This window comes from Rhodococcus sp. NPDC058639 (assembly GCF_042717545.1).
In the GTDB taxonomy this organism is placed as follows: domain Bacteria; phylum Actinomycetota; class Actinomycetes; order Mycobacteriales; family Mycobacteriaceae; genus Rhodococcus.
The window spans coordinates 51,623-69,223 of record NZ_JBHXRF010000006.1 but is presented as its reverse complement, the minus strand read 5'-3'; the positions used below and the strand labels follow the sequence as shown (position 1 = coordinate 69,223).

The window sequence follows — 17,601 nt, the reverse complement described above, 5'->3', positions numbered from 1 at the left end:
GCGACGCGGGGGGCATTCGGCCACAGCCGAGCAGATTCGTGCGGTGCTGCGTCAGGCGCGCACCGACAAGCCCACCTTCTGGAATTCCTTGAGATCCGAGTATCCGGCCTTGGCCATCGAACGGCGCAGACCGCCGACGAGGTTGAGCGAACCGTACGGATCGTCGGACGGTCCGTTCAGGACACGCGCCAGACTGGGCCGCTCGTCGTACGCGACCTGAAGCACCGCACCGCGAGGCATCGACGGGTGCGCGGCCACCGACGGCCAGTACCAGCCGTGTCCGGCAGCCTCTGCCGCCACCGCGAGAGGGGCGCCGAGCACCGCGGCGTCGGCGCCGCAAGCGATCGCCTTCGCCAGATCACCGGCGGTCTCGATATCGCCGTCCGCGATCACGTGCACATACCGGCCACCGGTCTCGTCGAGGTAGTCACGGCGAGCGGCAGCCGCATCCGCGATCGCCGTCGCCATCGGGATTCCGATCCCGAGCGAGGGACTCGTGGTGGTCGCTTCCGCCGTCGATCCGAAACCGACGATGACGCCCGCGGCACCCGTACGCATCAGGTGCAGAGCCGTCCGATGGTCGCTCACGCCGCCGGCAACCACCGGCACGTCGAGCTCGGAGATGAACGTCTTCAGGTTGAGCGGCTCGTCCTCGCCGTGCGCGACGTGCTCGGCGGAGATGATGGTGCCCTGCACGACGAGCAGGTCGATGCCGGCCTTCACGAGCGCGGGAGTGAGTGCGCGCGCGTTCTGCGGACTCACGCGCACCGCGGTGGTGACGCCCTCGTCACGCACCTGTGCGACCGCGGCGGCCAGCAGGTCGGGCTTCAGTGGGGCGGCATGCAGCTCCTGCAGGTACCGGATCGCGGCACTCGGGTCCGGATCGGAGTCGGCGATCTCGGCGAGCCGGGTGATCACCGCGTCGACGTCGGCGTGACGACCCCACAGGCCCTCACCGTTGATGACGCCGAGGCCTCCGGCCTTACCCAGCTCCACCGCGAACGACGGCGACACCAGGGCGTCGGTGGGGTGCGCGAGGACGGGGATGTCGAAGCGGTACGCATCGATCTGCCACGCCGTCGACACCTCCTTGGACGAACGCGTCCGCCGGGACGGAACGATATCGACGTCGTCCAGTTCGTAGGTGCGGCGAGCCGTGCGGCCCATGCCGATTTCAACGAGGTCGCGCACGCGCGCCCCTTTCTCCTGTATTGACGGTGCTCCCGTCACACCTGGGACGGGGCCTGCTGCGGACTCGTGGCCCTACCGGGCAGCGTAGTTCGGTGCCTCCGCGGTGATCGTGATGTCGTGCGGATGGCTCTCTTTCAGACCTGCCGCGGTGATCTGGACGAACTGCGCGTTCTGCAGTTCCTCGATCGTCGACGCCCCCGTGTAGCCCATGGCCGCCCGAAGGCCACCGATGAGCTGGTGCGTGACCTGCTGCAGAGGTCCGCGGAACGGGACACGTCCCTCGATTCCCTCCGGCACGAGCTTGTCCTCGGACAGCACGTCGTCCTGGAAGTAGCGATCCTTCGAGTACGACTTGGCCTCGCCCCGGCTCTGCATCGCGCCGAGCGAACCCATGCCGCGGTAGCTCTTGAACTGCTTGCCGTTGACGAGGATCAGCTGGCCGGGCGACTCGGTCGTGCCGGCGAGGAGCGAACCGAGCATCGCGGTCGACGCGCCGGCCGCGAGGGCCTTCGCCACGTCCCCGGAGAACTGCATGCCACCGTCGGCGATCACCGGCACACCGTGTGCCCGTGCCACCGTCGATGCTTCGAGAATCGCGGTGATCTGAGGCGCACCCACACCGGCGACGACACGCGTCGTGCAGATCGAGCCGGGACCGATACCGACCTTGACGGCGTCGACGCCCGCTTCGATGAGCGCCGCCGTTCCCTGCCGGGTCGCGACGTTGCCGCCGATGATCTGCACGCGCTCGCCGACCTCGGCCTTGAGCTTGGCGATCATCGACAACACGTTCGACGAGTGACCGTGCGCGCTGTCCACGACGAAGACGTCGACGCCGGCATCCGCCAGTGTCATGGCCCGAGTCCATGCGTCGTCACCGACGCCGACGGCCGCGCCGACGAGCAGACGGCCGTCGCGGTCCTTGGTGGCGTTCGGATGCTGTTCGGTCTTGACGAAGTCCTTGACGGTGATCAGCCCGGTGAGCTTGCCCTGGCCGTCGACGATCGGCAGCTTCTCGATCTTGTGACGGCGCAGAAGTCCGAGTGCGGCCTCGGCGGTGACACCTTCGCGCGCGGTGACGAGAGGCGACTTGGTCATCACCTCGTAGACGGGCCGGTTCTGATCCACCTCGAACCGCATATCGCGGTTCGTGATGATGCCGACGAGCTGACCTTCGTCGTCGGTGACGGGAAGACCCGAGATGCGGAAGCGCGCGCACTTCGCGTCGACCTCGGCGAGGGTGTCGGTCGGCTTGCAGGTCACGGGGTCGGTGACCATGCCCGCCTCGGACCGCTTCACCGTCTCGACCTGAGCGGCCTGCACGTCGGCAGGCATATTGCGGTGCAGCACGCCCATACCGCCCACGCGGGCCATCGCGATGGCCATGCGCGACTCGGTGACCGTGTCCATGGCGGAGCTCACCAGCGGTGTACGCAGCCGGATATCGCGGGTCAGCTGACTCGAGGTGTCGACCTTGCTCGGGACGACGTCGGACGCCGCCGGCAGCAGCAGCACGTCGTCGAAGGTCAGTCCCAACATGGCGACCTTCTCGGGGTCGTCACCGCCGGTGTGCACATGCCCTCCGGTACTACTCATGCGGTTCGGACCCTCCGTTGACGATCGATGGGTGCGGACGGCAACCGTCCGGCATTGGAAAATTGTGGTGTGCAGCGATGCCGACCTGCAGAACCGCCGCCTGCGCTTCCCGTTCCGGCACCGCCGGAGCCGGGGCTACGCGCACCTGTCCATGATATCCGTTGTCCGGAACTGTCCTCGCTCAACCCTGGCACCGTGGCCGTTCCGGTGCGGATTCGACGCGGGATGCGGTCGGGTTGCGGCGTGTCCGGGCCGTTCCGCTGGCGCAGAACCCCTCGGGCTGCGTACCGTGGAGGCGTGCGTGATCAGTTGCCCCCCGGGCTTCCCCCGGACCCGTTCGCAGGAGATCCCGACGATCCGTCCGCTGCTTTGGACGCGATCGAGCCGGGTCAGCCGCTCGATCCTGCCGAACGCCTCGCGGTGGAAGAAGACCTCGCCGACCTCGCGGTCTACGAGGCATTGCTGGCTCCACGTGGAGTCCGCGGTCTCGTTGTGTGCTGCGAGGATTGCCACCAGGACCACTACCACGACTGGGACATGCTCCGGGCGAACCTGCTGCAGTTGCTTGTCGACGGCACCGTCCGTCCGCACGAGCCTGCGTTCGATCCCGCGCCCGATGCCTACGTGACGTGGGACTACTGCCGCGGATACGCCGACGCCTCGATGAACGACGCATTGCCGGTGGACCCGTACGGCCGAGAGCCCTGATCCTTCCCACATTCGACGAATACGAGGGCCCAGCAGCGTCGCTGCTGGGCCCTCGCTTTGTGAGCAGGTCGAGACCGTCCCTAGGGAGTAGCCGGTTCCGAATCCGCCGTCGTCTGCGAATGCGATGCAGACGCAGGTGAGGTCGGCGGTAGCGGCGACGTATCCCCCGGTGTCCCGCTCGACGGTTCCGTCGTCCCGGGCAGGGTCGGCGACGGAGTCTGAGTCGGCGAAGGAGGGTCGGACGCCGGCGGTGCATCGAGAATGGTGGGGTCGACCGGCGACGTGCCTGGTGACGGCCCCGGTGGTGGCGACGGCTCGGTGGGACCGGGCGTCGCCGGAAGCGGCGGAGGCTCCACGGGAAGGAGGGTGTCCGACGGAATCTGCCCGACGTCGGGCGCGGGCACCACCGCAGTGTCCGACGGCAGTGGCGACGGCGCGGGCGCGGGCGCCAGTTTGTCGATTTCGGCCGCCAACCTCTGCAGCCAGTCTCCGAGGGCGTCACGTTCGCCCTGGTCGGTGACGCGCGTCGACCGCGCTTCGGCGGACTGCAACAATTGCTCCGCTTCGTCGGCCTTTCCGTCGGCGATCAACTGCTCGGCGCGTTCGAGGGTCGACGTGGTATCGATGCGGGCTTCTGTCGATTGCGCCTGCTCGCTGAACACGACCTGCTTCACGCTCCACAGCGGATCGCCGGGCTCTGCGCTGTACGACACCGCAGCGGCGCCGCCGAGAGCAATCACGACCAGCGCGGCAGCACCGGCAATAGGGCGGATCACGCGGAGTTGGCTCTTCGACCGCGCACGCCGTGAGGCGAGAGCGTCACGAGCACCGAGTTCCCTGTGGACGGCCGCGACGACCTGATCGAGGTCCGGCTCCGCGGGTACCGGGTCGGACAGGATCTCCGCTCGCCAGCCGGCCAGCAGAGTGGCGAGTTCGTATTCCTCGGTCGATTCCGTCTCGACGGGACCGTTTCCCGAGATCGCGTCGATGAGGGCGTCGTCTCGCCGGACTGCAGAGATGTCCACGGTAGCGTCGCCGTCGGGCAGATCCTCGGAGAAGCTGCCGCCCGAGTTGCGCCTCCTACCCATTCCTTTCACCTGCTCTCGTGACTTCTTTCTTGAGTCTGGCGATGGCTCGGTGCTGAGCCACTCGTATCGCTCCCGCTGTGCTTCCGACTGCCACGGCCGTTTCCTCGGCCGACAACCCCATCACCAGACGCAAGATCAAGATCTCGCGTTGTTTCTCCGGAAGAATCTCCAAAAGCTTCTTCATCTCCCGGCCGGCTTCCGAGTTGAGCGCAAATTCCTCCGGGCTGTCGTCGAGCGACATCACTTCCGGCACATCCGCAACGGGTTCGGCGCGATTACGCGCCGCGCTGCGGTGTGCGTCGGCGACCTTGTGGGCCGCAATGCCGTAGACGAAAGCCATGAAGGGGCGTCCCTGGTCCTGATATCTCGGCAACGCAGTCATCACAGCCAGGCACACCTCCTGCGCTACGTCGTCTGCAGAGAGCTGGCCGCGCTCTGCAGAGCCCACTCGTGCGCGGCAATACCGCACGACGAGCGGTCGAACACCTTCGAGAACTCGGGAGAGAGCAGCACGATCACCCTGCGCAGCCGCAACAACGGCGGCGTCCCACTCCTCACCCATAACAGTCATCGATTGCGCAAGTCCTGGCGTTACAGAGACACGATCCCCCACCCGGGCGTGCTTCCACTGAGACGTGGAACCCACATAGCGTAGCGATAGTGGCCGACAGTTCGGGTACGGCAGTACCGGTCACATGCCGATCGGTACAAAACGCCCACCCCGGCGGACGATCGTTGCGGCGCATGCATTCACCACTGATTCCGCCTCGGTGGAGCCACCGATCCCCGCGAGCATCATTGCTGCCGCCCACCGGAGCGGGATCAAGCCGTGTTCCGCGCTGCGGTCGAACATTTCTCTCGCGAGCACACGCGCCGGCTCCAAGTCGACATCGCCGGTCAGTGACGCGGCCCTGATCAGGTCGGATTTGATCGTGTGCCGCACCGATCCGTACCGCGACGCGGTCGCGGCAGCACGATCCGCGAACACGCGAGCGGTGGAGAAGTCCCCTCCGGCCAGAGCCGTTTCGGCACTCACCCATGCGAGGCGTATCTGCTGGCGCAGAAAAGGTGCGTCTCCGTCGGCGTCCTCGGCCTCGTCCAGCACCGCGGTGCACCGCTTCAGCAGATCGCGGGAGGCCGCGAGCCCCCCGATCCCCAGTGAGTCGGCGGCGAGACCGGTGAGTGCGTCGCATCGAGCCCGAACACACCGGATGCGGTTTTCCGGATTCTCCTGCGGCGCAGCCTCTGTCCCTACTGCCGCCAGAGCCCGGCCGTCCGACGCCGCAGCCACTCGATGCCCTCCGAGTTGACGGAGCAGCGACGCCTCGGTACTCGCGACGAGTGACGCCGAGGCCCCTGTCGGTCCGACCTGCCGACGGACCCGCGAGAGTTCGGCTCGCGCCGCGGCATAGCGGCCTTGGCCGCCCAGGGCCACGGCGCGGTGCCACCGCTGTTCCACATCGTGCGCTGCCGGAAGCGGATGCATGCCCGGGGTGGCGCCGAATGCCGCAGCGGCCAGCACGGCCGCCGTGCCGGGCGAACTCGGCAGCAACGAACGCTGCGGCGCGGCCGATTCGATGTCATCCTTCATGGGGCCTTTGGCGAACATCGGACAATCATCGCACCGACGTTCGGTCCGTCCGATTAGGGCCGAATGTTTGAAGAAATACGCACCGCGCGCGCAAATAGTCCTGCAGAGTGGAATAGGACGAACGTCCAGTGAACAGAATTCGAACATTTCCTTTAACGTAGCGTTAAGAACATACAATTTGTATGCCCAACGAAGGCGGCCCACAAGAGGCGCCGCGATCAGGGCGAAAGCCCCACACAGCGGCACGTCGTCACCTTTGCCCTGGTTACGGCGATGATCGATCCGGGCTAGGTCCGCAATGCCGGATTTCGAAACACATTCGGCTGCCGGGTTGCATCATGACCCGGTCACAATGTAAATATTTCAGGGGTTAATTCTTGACGTTGTCGTTATGGACTTCACCACTGATCGAAAGCCTTGACGGTGAATCGATAACGCTTTTACGGTGAGTTCGCTCGAAACAAAGATTCGCTCGGCTACATGGGGGGTACCCCATCGCCGAACTACGGTCCGCTCGTCCTTGATGCGAGCAACGCTGCGAAGGAGTGCCACATGCCTGCACAGAATCACCTGCCCGGGCCCAACGCGGACCTGTGGGATTGGCAGATGGATGGCAAGTGTCGCGGAGTGGACTCCTCGATGTTCTTCCACCCGGACGGGGAACGGGGACGTGCACGCGCCCAACGCGAGAGCCGTGCGAAGGATCTGTGCCGTAGTTGCCCGGTGCTCGAACAGTGCCGCGAGCACGCACTCACCGTTGCCGAGCCGTACGGCATCTGGGGCGGAATGTCGGAGACCGAACGTGAGATGTACGCCCGTCATCGCCGGCGCAAGGTCGCCGTGTGATGTGGCCCCGATGCGGATGACACCGCACAACAGGCTGCACGTCCGAGCGTCCTCCGCCGAGGCCCGACGGCCCGGGCCGGAAGCACCCTCCGACACAACGAAGCCCCGCGCGGAGTTCCATGCGCGGGGCTTCGTGTTACGTGTCTCGGTTCGCTACTAGTGAGCGTGCCCGTGACCGTGGTTGTCGTCCGCAGCCTCTTCGGGCTTTTCGACGATGGCACTCTCGGTGGTGAGGATCATCCGCGCGACCGACGCCGCGTTGACAACCGCCGAGCGCGTCACCTTCACCGGATCGACGACACCGTCGGCGAGCAGGTCACCGTAGGTGAGGGTCGCGGCGTTGAAGCCGTGGCCCTTCTCCGCTTCGGTCACCTTGTTCACCACGACGGCTCCGTCGAGGCCGGCGTTGGAGGCGATCCAGTACAACGGAGCGGTCAGCGCGGTGCGCAGGACCGCGACACCGAGCGCCTCGTCGCCCGCGAGCGAGTCTTCGAGTTCACGCAGCGAGAGCGACGCCTGGACCAGAGCCGAACCGCCACCGGGGACGATGCCCTCTTCGACGGCGGCCTTGGCCGCGTTCACAGCGTCCTCGACCCGGAACTTGCGTTCCTTGAGATCGGTTTCGGTGGCCGCGCCGACCTTGATGACCGCAACGCCGCCGGCGAGCTTCGCCAGACGCTCTTCGAGCTTCTCGCGGTCCCAGTCGGACTCGGTCGCCTCGATCTCACGCCGCAACTGCGCCGCGCGTGCTTCGATCTCTTCGGCCGTGCCTGCTCCGTCGACGATCGTGGTGCTGTCCTTCGTGACAACGACACGACGTGCCTTGCCGAGCAGGTCGAGTCCGGCCTCCTTCAGGGACAGGCCCAGATCGGAGTTGATGACCGTACCTGCGGTGACGACCGCGAGGTCGTCGAGGAACGCCTTGCGACGATCGCCGAAGTACGGCGCCTTGACCGCAACAGCCTTGAGGGTTTTACGGATCGCGTTGACCACGAGGGTCGACAGCGGTTCGCCCTCGATGTCCTCGGCGATGAGGAGAACGGGCTTACCCGATTCGGCGATCTTCTCGAGGAGCGGAAGGAAGTCGGGAAGCGAGGTGATCTTCTCGCGGTAGAGCAGGATCAGCGCGTCCTCGAGGACGGCTTCCTGGGTGTCTACGTCGGTGATGAAGTACGGGGACAGGAAGCCCTTGTCGAACTGGACACCTTCGGTGACGACGAGTTCGGTGTGCATGGTCGAGGATTCCTCGATCGTGACGACACCGTTTTCGCCGACCCGCGTGAGGGCCTCGCCGACCATCTCGCCGATTTCCGCGTCACGGCACGAGACCGTGGCGACCTGCGCGATGGCGTTCTTGCCCTCGACCGGGGTGGCGGCGGCGAGCAGAGCTTCGCAGACGCGGTCGGCACCCTTGGAGATGCCCGAACCCATGGCCATCGGGTTCGCTCCCGCGGCGATGTTTCTCAGGCCGGCCTTGACGAGCGCCTGCGCGAGAACCGTCGCGGTGGTGGTGCCATCTCCCGCGACATCGTTGGTCTTGGTGGCAACGCTCTTGACGAGCTGAGCGCCGAGATTCTCGAACGGATCTGCCAGGTCGATCTCCCGGGCGATGCTCACACCGTCGTTGGTGACGGTGGGGCCACCGAAAGCCTTGGCGAGCACGACGTGCCGCCCACGCGGGCCGAGGGTGACCTTGACGGCGTCGGCGAGCTGGTCGACACCGCGTTCGAGTGCCCGGCGCGCGGTCTCGTTGAACTCGATTTGTTTGGACATGTTCTCCGGCTACTCCTGGACTCGGGTGATCCGCAACGGATTCCGCCCCGGGTCCGTGACGGAACTCCGGGGCGGAATGTGTGCGGCCTACTTGGCGACGACAGCCAGGACGTCGCGCGCAGACAGGATCAGGTACTCCTCGCCGGCGTACTTGATCTCGGTTCCGCCGTACTTGCTGTAGATGACGACGTCGCCTTCCTTGACGTCGAGCGGGATGCGCTTGTCGCCATCTTCGTCCCAGCGGCCGGGGCCTACAGCGACGACGGTGCCCTCCTGGGGCTTCTCCTTCGCCGTATCCGGGATGACGAGGCCGGAGGCAGTCGTCGTCTCGGCCTCATTGGCCTGGACGAGGATCTTGTCCTCGAGCGGCTTGATGTTCACGCTCGCCACGATGAGCCCTCCACTTTCAGGGGTTTTTGGGTCCGAAGCTCTCGATGTCCTCGGACGCGGGGTTGTTCAGTCACCACGGGTGACGCCGTACGCAGACCCGTCGTCGCGGGTGCCGGATCAACGCTCGGTGTCTCTAGCACTCTATACATGAGAGTGCCAGCCACTCAAGAGGGGTCGGGCCGACCCGCCGACCCGAGTCACGACATACAAAAGTATGTTACGGTTGCATAACGAAATCGAGAGCGTGGCCATACGGTGACCCAAGAGAGGGAACAGAAACCCGTCCGAGCACCGGTCATGCACGAGAGGTGAACTATGCCCACGTCGCTAGGCATCTCCGTCGGAGCGTCAGGTGTCGGTTCGGCCCTACGGATCGAAACGGAGACCGGATCCACCACCGAGTACCGCCGGCTGGCCGCCGATTCCGACCGAGGCCGTGAACTCGGTGATCTTGTGTTCGACGCCGTCTCCCTGATGTGCGCGCACCTGGTGGATCGTCCTGTTGTCAACGTCGCCTACCGCACCGACGAACAAGCCGAGACCGTACGTATCGCTGCCGAACGCGAGGGACGACACGTACGACTCGTCCCCGAAACCGCTGCGATGCTCGCCTTCCTCCGCACCGTGGGCCTTCGCTCCGAGGCGGGAACGGTCGCGATCGCCGATCTCGGTGCGACAGGCACCACGGTGTCTGTTCTGGACCAGTCCACCGGCACCGTCCTTCGCTCTGCACGCACCGAAGAAGTCAGCGGCAACGCACTCGGAACTCGCATCTACGAACGGGTCCTCCGCTCCACGAGCACGATGCGCACCCGGCGCCGGATCGACTCCGAGTTGCTCGCCGCGCGATGCCAGGGCGCCCAGGAGGTACTCACCACCGCCGACGTCGCCCGGATCGACATCGCGGAAGCGGGGCCCGAGGCGTCCGTCACCCTCACCCGCGTCGACCTTCACGAACTGAGCGCCGACCTCGCCGACACGGCTGCCGCATTCACCCGGCGCATCTGCACCGGATCGGCACCGCACCCGCGGACCCTCGCACTGGTCGGTGGCGCGGCCGGCGTTCCCGCCTTGGCCGACGCCGTTGCGGGCGCGTTCGACGGCGACACCATACGCGTGGCCGAGCCTGCATCCGCTGCGGCTCAGGGAGCCGCCCTCATCGGCGAGTCCCCCGAGGCAGCGGCCTATCCCTTGGTCGGGTCGTCGAGGACGCGTCGTGGCAAAACGAGTGGACGACTCTCGGGCACGCTCGCCGGTGTACTCGTGCTGAGCGCGATCCTCGCCGGTTTTGCCACCGACCATTTCGCCGACCGCGACACCGCCGGTGGGCCGGTCTCGCCGTTGATGACGAGTGGGGCGGTGCCCCCGGCGAACGAGGACGCACCCCAAGCGTCCACCGAGACCGCGATCCCGTCCCAGGACCCGGATACGCTGCCGGTCTCGACTCTCACCTCGGACGCGCAGTTCCCGCCCGTACCGACCGCCGACATGCTCCTTCCGGGCATCCTCGAACCGGAGACCCCCGAACCGAGCACGTCGAATCCCCGGTTCGGTGCAACCACGGTGACCCCCACTCCGATCGACCAGGTGCCCACGCCGGAGGTCTCGCCCGACGAGACCTTCCCCGATCGCGACACCACCACTGCGCCGCCTCCGAGCACCACACCGGACCCGTCGACCACACCGGACCCCGACGACACCACACTTCCGGACACCACGAGTCCGCTTCCGGTGTCACCGGAACCGAGCGATCAACCGGGTACGGAACCGTCCACCCCGGGGATCGCTCCGTCGCCGGCGCCTACGACGACAGAAGGGGCACCGGCCGTCGCGCCCGGGACTCCGCTGTCCGGCGAGACCGGCACCGTCGTCATCCCTCCGGGGGGCGCCGACACCGGCGGCTGACGCCGCGCGGGGACGGTCAGGCAGAGACCTGCGACACGGACACAGGCAGGCCGGGATCGGTTGCCGCACCCAGTGAGGACGGTGCCGCGCCACCGGCGATCAAGTGTGCGCCGAGCGCCGCGATCATCACGCCGTTGTCCGTGCAGAGTTTCGGCCGGGGCACCCGCAGCGTCATACCTGCTGCCGCGCAACGCTCTTCGGCCAGTTCCCGCAGTCGGCTGTTCGCTGTCGCCCCGCCACCGAGCACGAGGGTGTCCACGCCGAGATCCTTCGCCGCCCTGACTGCCTTCATGGTGAGCACATCGGCCACCGCCTCCTGGAAACCCGCGGCGACGTCGGCGACCGGAACAGGTTCACCCGCACGCTGTTTCGCCTCGACGAAGCGCGCGACGGCCGTCTTCAGCCCGGAGAACGAGAAGTCGTGGCGGGAGTCGCGTGACCCGGTCATTCCTCGCGGGAACACCACCGCCGTGCGATCACCTTCTCTGGCAAGCCGATCCACCTCGGGTCCGCCGGGATAACCGAGACCGAGCAACCGGGCCACCTTGTCGAACGCTTCACCTGCGGCGTCGTCGACAGTCGTGCCGAGTTCCACGATGGGCTTGCCGATGTCCTCGACATGGAGCAGGTGCGTGTGCCCGCCCGAGACGAGCAGGGCAACGCACGGCGGCATCGGTCCGTGCTCGAGGGTGTCCACCGCGACGTGGCCACCGAGATGATTGATCGCGTAGAAGGGCACGTCCCAGGCCGCCGCGTACGCCTTGGCAGCGGCCACTCCGACGAGCAGTGCACCGGCGAGACCCGGGCCGATGGTGACGCACACCGCGTCGGGCTTGTCGATCCCGGCCGCTGCCAGCGCACGCCGCATCGTCGGCACCATCGCTTCGAGATGCGCTCTGGACGCGATCTCCGGGACCACTCCCCCGAACCGGGCATGCTCGTCGACGCTCGAGGCGACTTCGTCGGCGAGAAGTTCGAGGGTGCCGTCACCGGTCCACCGCACGATTCCGACACCGGTCTCGTCGCACGAACTCTCGATACCCATCACGATGGGATTCTTCGGCAGTGCGCTCCCCGTGGTCACGGTTGTCGCTCCTCTCGCGGATCCGGACGCTTCATGGTGTACGCGTCGGCGCCGCTCGGCTGGTAGTAGTTCTTTCGGGTTCCGATGATCTCGAAGCCCTCACGCCGGTACAGGGCGATCGCGGCGTCGTTGTCGGTACGCACTTCGAGAAAGACTGGGCCGCCCCATCGATCGGCGGCCGCGAGCAGGTTCGCCAGCAGTGCGCCACCGATGCCTTGCCGGCGCGCAGCGGGATCCACGCCGATGGTGTGGACTTCGGATTCGGGGAAGACGGCCGGGCCCAGGCGAGCGAGTCCGGCATACCCCAGGACCCGTCCGTCGGCGTCCCGAGCGGCGACGTAGTGATTGTGCGGCGACGCCAGCGCGGACCGGAACGCGGCCGCACTCCACGGACCGTCACCGGGAAACAAGATCTTTTCGAGTTCTGCACAACGGTCGGCATCCTCGGGCCGCAATGCGTCGATAGTCGTGCGGGTCATGCTCGCCGGTCCGCAGTCTCCACCGCGTCGGGACGGCGCAGGTACATCGGCACCAGCGGATCGGGGGTCGCACCGGAGCCGATCGCCTCCGCGGCCACTGCCACCAGACCGGCGGGGGACGGTGACTGCACGTCCACCGTGGGCACGTCGAACAGTGCCGCGTGCGGCGCCGAACCGGCGACTCGCACCGACGGCTCCGCGGTGACCTCGGCCGGTTTACGAACGTCGGGGCCCTCGACACGCTGATCCTGCTTGTACCGCGCCCAATAGATCTCCCGGCGACGGGCGTCGGTGACGACGAGCAGGTCTCCACCGTCCACGTCACCGTCGAGGCGACGGACATCGGCGGCGATCGCGTCGAGTGTGCACACTCCGTACACGGGAATGCCCAGGGCGTCGCCGAACGCGGCGGCTGTCACCATGCCGACGCGGAGCCCGGTGAACGGGCCGGGCCCGACGCCGACGACGATCGCGTCGAGTTCTGCCGGTGAGTGTCCCGCGTCGGCGAGGCACTCGAGAATCTGGGGGGTGAGTACCTCCGCGTGCGCGCGGGGGTTGTCGGTGACGCGCGACGCCAGAGTCTCGGGACGGGCGCCGCCGCCGAGACGGACGAGTCCGGAGGTCACGGCGGGGGTTGCGGTATCGACGGCGAGCACGAGCACGATGTACCAGCGTACCCGCCCTTCGAGTCCCTCAGCCCACCCAGGCCCACTCCGCCCGGCGGACGTCGCTGTCGGGATCCCTCCGCAGACGCACACGCAGATGCCGGTCGGTGAGCTTCTCGACGAGTCCCTCTCCCCATTCCACGACCACCACCGCATCCGCCAGATCGGTATCCAGGTCGAGCGCATCGAGTTCGTCGAGTGCGCCGGGACCGTTGCCGAGCCGGTACGCGTCGACGTGCACCAGACCGACCGGCGTCCGGCCGTCGGCGCTGCCGGGGCGGTGTTCGCGGGCGATCACGAAGGTCGGCGAGGTCACGCGTCCCTGAACCCCGAGACCGGCGGCGATACCGCGGGTCAACGCGGTCTTCCCCGCGCCGAGCGGGCCGTCGAGGACCACGAGATCCCCGGCGTGCAGGTCGGCAGCGAGCCGCCTGCCGAACGCTTCCGTGTCCTCCACGGTTTCGAGTTCGATGCTCCGTGACCCGGTGTCCCGGGGCTGGTCGTCAGACAATTGCGGACCGCCTGGTCGATACGTCGTGCGCGAAACCGCGCTGGATGAGGCGGTCTACCGCCCGGTTGACAACTTCGGGGAATTCGAGCTGTACGAGATGACCTGCACCGCGTACCCGCTTGAGTTCGACGTCGGGCAGCGCGGCGGCGAGATCCTCGGAACTCGCATAGGGAATCACCATGTCGGCGTCCCCCGACAGCACCAGGCCCGGCACGGTGCCGAGCACCGGCAGCGCTGCGGACTCGTCGTGCAGTTCGAGTGTGCGCAGAAAGTTCACGATGGTGAGCACCGGCGTCTCGTCGAGCATCCGATCGGAGAACCGCACCAGACGCGGGCTGACCACGGTGCCGTACGACGCAGCGCGCAGGATCGGCGACACGATCGCCTTCGCCATGCCTCGCGCCTGCTGCACGAAGCCCGGCGCCGTGCGTGCGGCGTAACGGAAGGCGTCGATGACCGGGTTGTCGAGGTTGCGCCCGATCCCGGTCTTGCTGAGCCCGGCTGCGGTGGTGGCGAGCAATCCCACTGCGACGACCCGCGGCCCGAACAGTTCGGGGCGCTGCGCCGCCAGCGCGATGGTGGTCATCCCGCCCATCGAATGTCCCACCACGACCACAGGCCCGGTCGGGGCTGTGGCGTCGATGACGCGTCCGAGATCGCGGCCCAGTTGAGCGATGGTGCACGTCTTCGACCCCGACGCACCCGACTCGCCGTGCCCTCGCTGGTCGACGAAGACCATCCGCACGTCGCGGCCCCAGCGCTCGGCGATGTGCCGGTACTGCATGTGCCACGACTGCATCCGCAAGCAGTAGCCGTGTACGAAGACCACGGTGAGCGGGGCAAACGGCGATCCCGCCTCCCGGACGACGAGCGAGACGTCGTCTTCGGTGTGGATCACCCGTTTCGGCAGCCGCAGGATCGCGTCGAAGTCTTCGTCCTCGTAGAGTTCGTGGGCGGGCATTCCCGCGGTACGTACCGCGTAGAGGCCTGCCGACGAGGCGAGTGTGATCAGGCTGGACCCGAGCATGCCCATTCGGCCCAAGACGGTCATGGCGTCACACTCCCTTCGCCTCCGACGTAGGTTCGGACGGTGCGACCACCGATGCCCGTGACGATCTCGTAGTTGATCGTGTCGAGTTTCTCGGCCCAATCCTGCGCTCCGGGCTCACCGTGACGACCGTCTCCGAAAAACAACGCCTCGTCGCCTTCGTTTACTCCGGCACCGTCCGGGCCGAGATCGACGACGACCTGGTCCATGCAGATCCGGCCGATCTGCGGCCGCCGCCGGCCGCCGAGTTGTACCTCGATCCGCCCGCTGAGATTGCGGCGGATGCCGTCGGCGTAGCCCATCGGCAGAAGTGCCACCGTCGTGTCGGTGGGAGCGATCCAGCTGTGCCCGTACGACACGCCCGTCCCTGCCTTGACCTTCTTCACCAGAATCACCTTCGTCCGTACTGTCATCACCGGACGGAACCCGAAGTTGCCGCGTTCCGGAATCGGTGTCAGACCGTACATCGCAATTCCGGGCCGAACCATATCGAATCGCAGGTCAGGACGGGTGAGGGTGGCAGCGGAGTTCGCCAGGTGCACCACCTCGGGAGACAGCGACCGGCGTCGCAGATCCGCGACCGCCTCCCGCAGACGGTCGCGCTGCTCGTCGTTGACGCGGTGCTCGGGTTCGTCCCCGTGCGCGAGGTGGGAGAACACACCGCGCAGTCGCACCGCCTCCTCGGCCTGGGCACGCGCAAGATCCTCGACGAACACGTCCCACTCGTCGGGGGCGACGCCGTTGCGGTTGAGTCCGGTGTCGACCTTCACCGCGATCGACGCCGTTGTCCCGGTGGAATGCGCCGCCGCGACGATCGACTCGAGATGGCGGGGCGAGGAGACGCCGAGTTCGACGTTCGCCGCGATGGCAGGCGCGAAGTCCGCGTCGGAGGCGTGGAGCCAGGACAGCACCGGCGCCTCGATTCCGGCGGCACGCAGTTCGAGGGCTTCACCGAGTGTGGTGACTCCGAGTTCACGGGCTCCGGCGGCGAGCGCAGCCTTCGCGACGGGCACGGCTCCGTGGTTGTAGGCGTCGGCCTTGACCACAGCCATGACGGCAGCGTCCCCGGCGAAGTCCTGGAGCCGCCGGACGTTCTCGGTGACCGCGTCCAGATCGATGACCGCCTCGGCTTGAGGGCGGGCGTTTCGGGCTGAAGGCAGGGTGTGCTGGGTCGTGGTCACGTCTCTCGATCCTGCCACTGCCCGTTTTTGTACGGACGCCGTGGTCCGGCGCGTCCGGTCACGATTCGGGCATATAGGTACGGAGCAACCGCACGGCGTCGTGCAGCGAGGCGAGAATCACACTCGCCGACACCGGAGCCGCCGACGCTGCTTTCAGGCCCTCCCCGGGCGTACCGCCGGAGGCAGCGAGGTTCGCGGCCAGCGCATGTGCCCGAGCACCGGCGGCAGCGGCGAGATCGACGGGCATCCCCGACGACAGCAGCGCCCCGATCGTTCCGGACAGCACGTCGCCGGCGCCCGCCGTCGAGGCCCAGGACCCTCCGGCGTCGTTGACGAACACCCGGCCGTCGGGTCGTGCGATCAGCGTCACGTGCCCCTTGAGCAGGACATGGACGCCCCACTCCGCGGCGAGAGTGCGTACCGCTGTGACCCGGTCCGGTTCGGGACGGGCCCCGGTGAGCCGCGCGAACTCTCCCGCGTGGGGAGTGAGCAGGGTCGGGGCAGCGCGTCCCCTCACCAGGTCCCGATTGCGCGCGAGCACGGTCAGCCCGTCGGCGTCGACCAGGACCGGCAGGTCGGTGGCCAGAATCGCCCGGAGGGTCTCGTCTGCCTCGGTGCCCGTCCCGCCGCCCGGGCCCACGACCCAGGCCTGCACGCGACCGGCCTCCGCGATCGAGGGTGCGGCCACCACCTCGGGGCGATGGGCAAGGACTTCGGCCGACGCGGAACCGGCGTAGCGGACCATGCCGGAGGTCGCGGCGACCGCTGCCCCCGCACACAGGACCGCTGCCCCGGGGTACTTCGCGCTGCCCGCGGAGACACCGACCACGCCCTGGCTGTATTTGTCGTCATCCGGGCCCGGTACCGGCCAGATGGCTCCCACCTCGGCGGCTTCGGCAGCGATCAGGCGGGATTCGGGGAGTTCGAGTCCGATGTCGACGAGTTCGACGCGGCCGCACCGGGGCGATGCGAGTGCGTGGACCGGCTTGAGCGCCCCGAACGCGACGGTCACGGTTGCGCTCACCGCCGGACCGTCCACGGCGCCGGTGTCCGGGTCGACGCCACTCGGCGTGTCCACCGCGACGATCGGTGCGGTGATGGCGTCGACGATGTCGGCGGCGGCGGGACGCAGCGGCCCGCGACCGGAGATCCCGACGATGCCGTCGAGCACCAGGTCGGGGTCACCGAGATGCTCGGGCCGGGCCGGCACGGCACGACCGCCGGCGGCCTTCAGTGCGGCGAGACCGGCGGGGTGTGCGCGCTCCGGATCGAGCAGCAGCGCGGTCACCGCGCAGCCACGCCGGCGGAGGAAGGACCCGGCCCACAGGGCGTCCCCGCCGTTGTCGCCGGTCCCGACGAGCAGAACAACCCGTCGCCCGGCGACTCCCCCGGTGAGGGCACGGAGTTCCGCCGCGGCGACGGTCGCCAGACCGTGCGCCGCCCGGCGCATCAGCGTGCCTTCCGGCAGCGAGGCCAGCAGCGGCGCCTCCGCGGCCCGCACCGCCTCACACGGGTAGTAGCTGCGCATCGCCCCTCCTGGGCCCC

The 17,601-nt window shown here is 67.8% G+C and carries 17 protein-coding genes; 3 read left to right on the top strand and 14 right to left on the bottom strand.

Going from position 1 to position 17,601, the window contains the following annotated elements:
- Window positions 1–51 precede the first annotated feature (51 nt).
- Together ACFWU2_RS13105 and guaB are read right to left on the bottom strand one after the other, a co-directional pair.
- Window positions 52–1,191 (bottom strand): GuaB3 family IMP dehydrogenase-related protein, encoded by a 1,140-nt coding sequence (locus tag ACFWU2_RS13105; protein ID WP_378606440.1) that lies wholly within the window; start codon window positions 1,189–1,191, stop codon window positions 52–54.
- Between the two features lie 72 nt (window positions 1,192–1,263).
- Entirely contained in the window at window positions 1,264–2,787 is a 1,524-nt protein-coding gene (gene guaB, locus ACFWU2_RS13100; protein WP_169619924.1) for an IMP dehydrogenase, read from the bottom strand.
- Between the two features lie 297 nt (window positions 2,788–3,084).
- Between guaB and ACFWU2_RS13095 the strand changes: the two genes are divergently transcribed.
- Window positions 3,085–3,495 (top strand): DUF5319 domain-containing protein, encoded by a 411-nt coding sequence (locus ACFWU2_RS13095; RefSeq protein ID WP_169619925.1) that lies wholly within the window; start codon window positions 3,085–3,087, stop codon window positions 3,493–3,495.
- 80 nt (window positions 3,496–3,575) lie between these two features.
- On the opposite strand, the gene ACFWU2_RS13090 is transcribed toward ACFWU2_RS13095, so the two are convergent.
- From ACFWU2_RS13090 to ACFWU2_RS13080, 3 genes are all read right to left on the bottom strand, one after another.
- Window positions 3,576–4,583, bottom strand: a complete 1,008-nt coding sequence (locus ACFWU2_RS13090) for an anti-sigma-D factor RsdA (RefSeq protein WP_378606438.1) — start codon at window positions 4,581–4,583, stop codon at window positions 3,576–3,578.
- Window positions 4,576–5,154 (bottom strand): sigma-70 family RNA polymerase sigma factor, encoded by a 579-nt coding sequence (locus ACFWU2_RS13085; RefSeq protein ID WP_169619927.1) that lies wholly within the window; start codon window positions 5,152–5,154, stop codon window positions 4,576–4,578. The genes ACFWU2_RS13090 and ACFWU2_RS13085 overlap by 8 nt, the downstream gene beginning before the upstream one ends.
- A 120-nt stretch (window positions 5,155–5,274) precedes the next feature.
- Window positions 5,275–6,192 carry a hypothetical protein gene (locus tag ACFWU2_RS13080; protein WP_378606436.1) on the bottom strand — a complete coding sequence of 306 codons (918 nt, stop codon included), beginning with the start codon at window positions 6,190–6,192 and terminating at the stop codon, window positions 5,275–5,277.
- Between the two features lie 534 nt (window positions 6,193–6,726).
- On the opposite strand from ACFWU2_RS13080, the gene ACFWU2_RS13075 reads away from it, so the two are divergent.
- Entirely contained in the window at window positions 6,727–7,020 is a 294-nt protein-coding gene (locus tag ACFWU2_RS13075; RefSeq protein ID WP_378606434.1) for a WhiB family transcriptional regulator, read from the top strand.
- 156 nt (window positions 7,021–7,176) lie between these two features.
- Here the strand turns inward: ACFWU2_RS13075 and groL are convergent, their stop codons facing one another.
- Window positions 7,177–8,793: a chaperonin GroEL gene (gene groL / locus ACFWU2_RS13070; RefSeq protein ID WP_378606431.1), complete on the bottom strand. Its 1,617-nt coding sequence runs from the start codon at window positions 8,791–8,793 to the stop codon at window positions 7,177–7,179.
- Between the two features lie 87 nt (window positions 8,794–8,880).
- Window positions 8,881–9,183, bottom strand: a complete 303-nt coding sequence (gene groES, locus ACFWU2_RS13065; protein ID WP_006550071.1) for a co-chaperone GroES — start codon at window positions 9,181–9,183, stop codon at window positions 8,881–8,883.
- A gap of 315 nt (window positions 9,184–9,498) precedes the next feature.
- Here groES and ACFWU2_RS13060 point away from each other — a divergent pair, with 315 nt between their 5' ends.
- Entirely contained in the window at window positions 9,499–11,088 is a 1,590-nt protein-coding gene (locus ACFWU2_RS13060; protein WP_378606428.1) for an Hsp70 family protein, read from the top strand.
- A gap of 16 nt (window positions 11,089–11,104) precedes the next feature.
- Here ACFWU2_RS13060 and tsaD read toward each other — a convergent pair whose 3' ends face one another.
- Genes tsaD through ACFWU2_RS13025 form a run of 7 tightly spaced genes read right to left on the bottom strand, consistent with a single transcriptional unit; the run spans window position 11,105 to window position 17,584 of the window.
- Window positions 11,105–12,133 (bottom strand): tRNA (adenosine(37)-N6)-threonylcarbamoyltransferase complex transferase subunit TsaD, encoded by a 1,029-nt coding sequence (gene tsaD / locus ACFWU2_RS13055; protein ID WP_378607241.1) that lies wholly within the window; start codon window positions 12,131–12,133, stop codon window positions 11,105–11,107.
- A 35-nt stretch (window positions 12,134–12,168) separates the two neighbouring features.
- A complete protein-coding gene (rimI, locus tag ACFWU2_RS13050) occupies window positions 12,169–12,651 on the bottom strand; it encodes a ribosomal protein S18-alanine N-acetyltransferase (protein WP_378606425.1) in 483 nt (160 codons plus the stop codon).
- Entirely contained in the window at window positions 12,648–13,313 is a 666-nt protein-coding gene (gene tsaB / locus ACFWU2_RS13045) for a tRNA (adenosine(37)-N6)-threonylcarbamoyltransferase complex dimerization subunit type 1 TsaB (protein ID WP_378606422.1), read from the bottom strand. The genes rimI and tsaB overlap by 4 nt, the downstream gene beginning before the upstream one ends.
- A 31-nt stretch (window positions 13,314–13,344) precedes the next feature.
- Window positions 13,345–13,827: a tRNA (adenosine(37)-N6)-threonylcarbamoyltransferase complex ATPase subunit type 1 TsaE gene (tsaE, locus tag ACFWU2_RS13040; RefSeq protein ID WP_378606419.1), complete on the bottom strand. Its 483-nt coding sequence runs from the start codon at window positions 13,825–13,827 to the stop codon at window positions 13,345–13,347.
- Window positions 13,820–14,878: an alpha/beta fold hydrolase gene (locus ACFWU2_RS13035; RefSeq protein ID WP_378606416.1), complete on the bottom strand. Its 1,059-nt coding sequence runs from the start codon at window positions 14,876–14,878 to the stop codon at window positions 13,820–13,822. Before ACFWU2_RS13035 ends, tsaE begins: the two co-directional genes overlap by 8 nt.
- Window positions 14,875–16,056, bottom strand: a complete 1,182-nt coding sequence (alr, locus tag ACFWU2_RS13030; RefSeq protein ID WP_378606413.1) for an alanine racemase — start codon at window positions 16,054–16,056, stop codon at window positions 14,875–14,877. Before alr ends, ACFWU2_RS13035 begins: the two co-directional genes overlap by 4 nt.
- A gap of 58 nt (window positions 16,057–16,114) precedes the next feature.
- On the bottom strand, window positions 16,115–17,584 hold the full coding sequence (locus ACFWU2_RS13025; RefSeq protein ID WP_378606410.1) for an NAD(P)H-hydrate dehydratase: 1,470 nt from the start codon (window positions 17,582–17,584) through the stop codon (window positions 16,115–16,117).
- Between the last annotated feature and the right edge of the window lie 17 nt (window positions 17,585–17,601).

Excerpts from the sequence above, each read along its gene's own strand:
- tsaD (WP_378607241.1), bottom strand. The coding sequence starts at position 12,133 with ATGGGTATCGAGAGTTCGTGCGACGAGACCGGTGTCGGAATCGTGCGG.
- ACFWU2_RS13075 (WP_378606434.1), top strand. The coding sequence starts at position 6,727 with ATGCCTGCACAGAATCACCTGCCCGGGCCCAACGCGGACCTGTGGGAT.
- ACFWU2_RS13085 (WP_169619927.1), bottom strand. The coding sequence starts at position 5,154 with ATGACTGTTATGGGTGAGGAGTGGGACGCCGCCGTTGTTGCGGCTGCG.
- ACFWU2_RS13025 (WP_378606410.1), bottom strand. The coding sequence starts at position 17,584 with ATGCGCAGCTACTACCCGTGTGAGGCGGTGCGGGCCGCGGAGGCGCCG.
- ACFWU2_RS13060 (WP_378606428.1), top strand. The coding sequence starts at position 9,499 with ATGCCCACGTCGCTAGGCATCTCCGTCGGAGCGTCAGGTGTCGGTTCG.
- ACFWU2_RS13090 (WP_378606438.1), bottom strand. The coding sequence starts at position 4,583 with ATGGGTAGGAGGCGCAACTCGGGCGGCAGCTTCTCCGAGGATCTGCCC.
- ACFWU2_RS13035 (WP_378606416.1), bottom strand. The coding sequence starts at position 14,878 with ATGACCGTCTTGGGCCGAATGGGCATGCTCGGGTCCAGCCTGATCACA.
- ACFWU2_RS13080 (WP_378606436.1), bottom strand. The coding sequence starts at position 6,192 with ATGTTCGCCAAAGGCCCCATGAAGGATGACATCGAATCGGCCGCGCCG.
- rimI (WP_378606425.1), bottom strand. The coding sequence starts at position 12,651 with ATGACCCGCACGACTATCGACGCATTGCGGCCCGAGGATGCCGACCGT.
- groL (WP_378606431.1), bottom strand. The coding sequence starts at position 8,793 with ATGTCCAAACAAATCGAGTTCAACGAGACCGCGCGCCGGGCACTCGAA.
- guaB (WP_169619924.1), bottom strand. The coding sequence starts at position 2,787 with ATGAGTAGTACCGGAGGGCATGTGCACACCGGCGGTGACGACCCCGAG.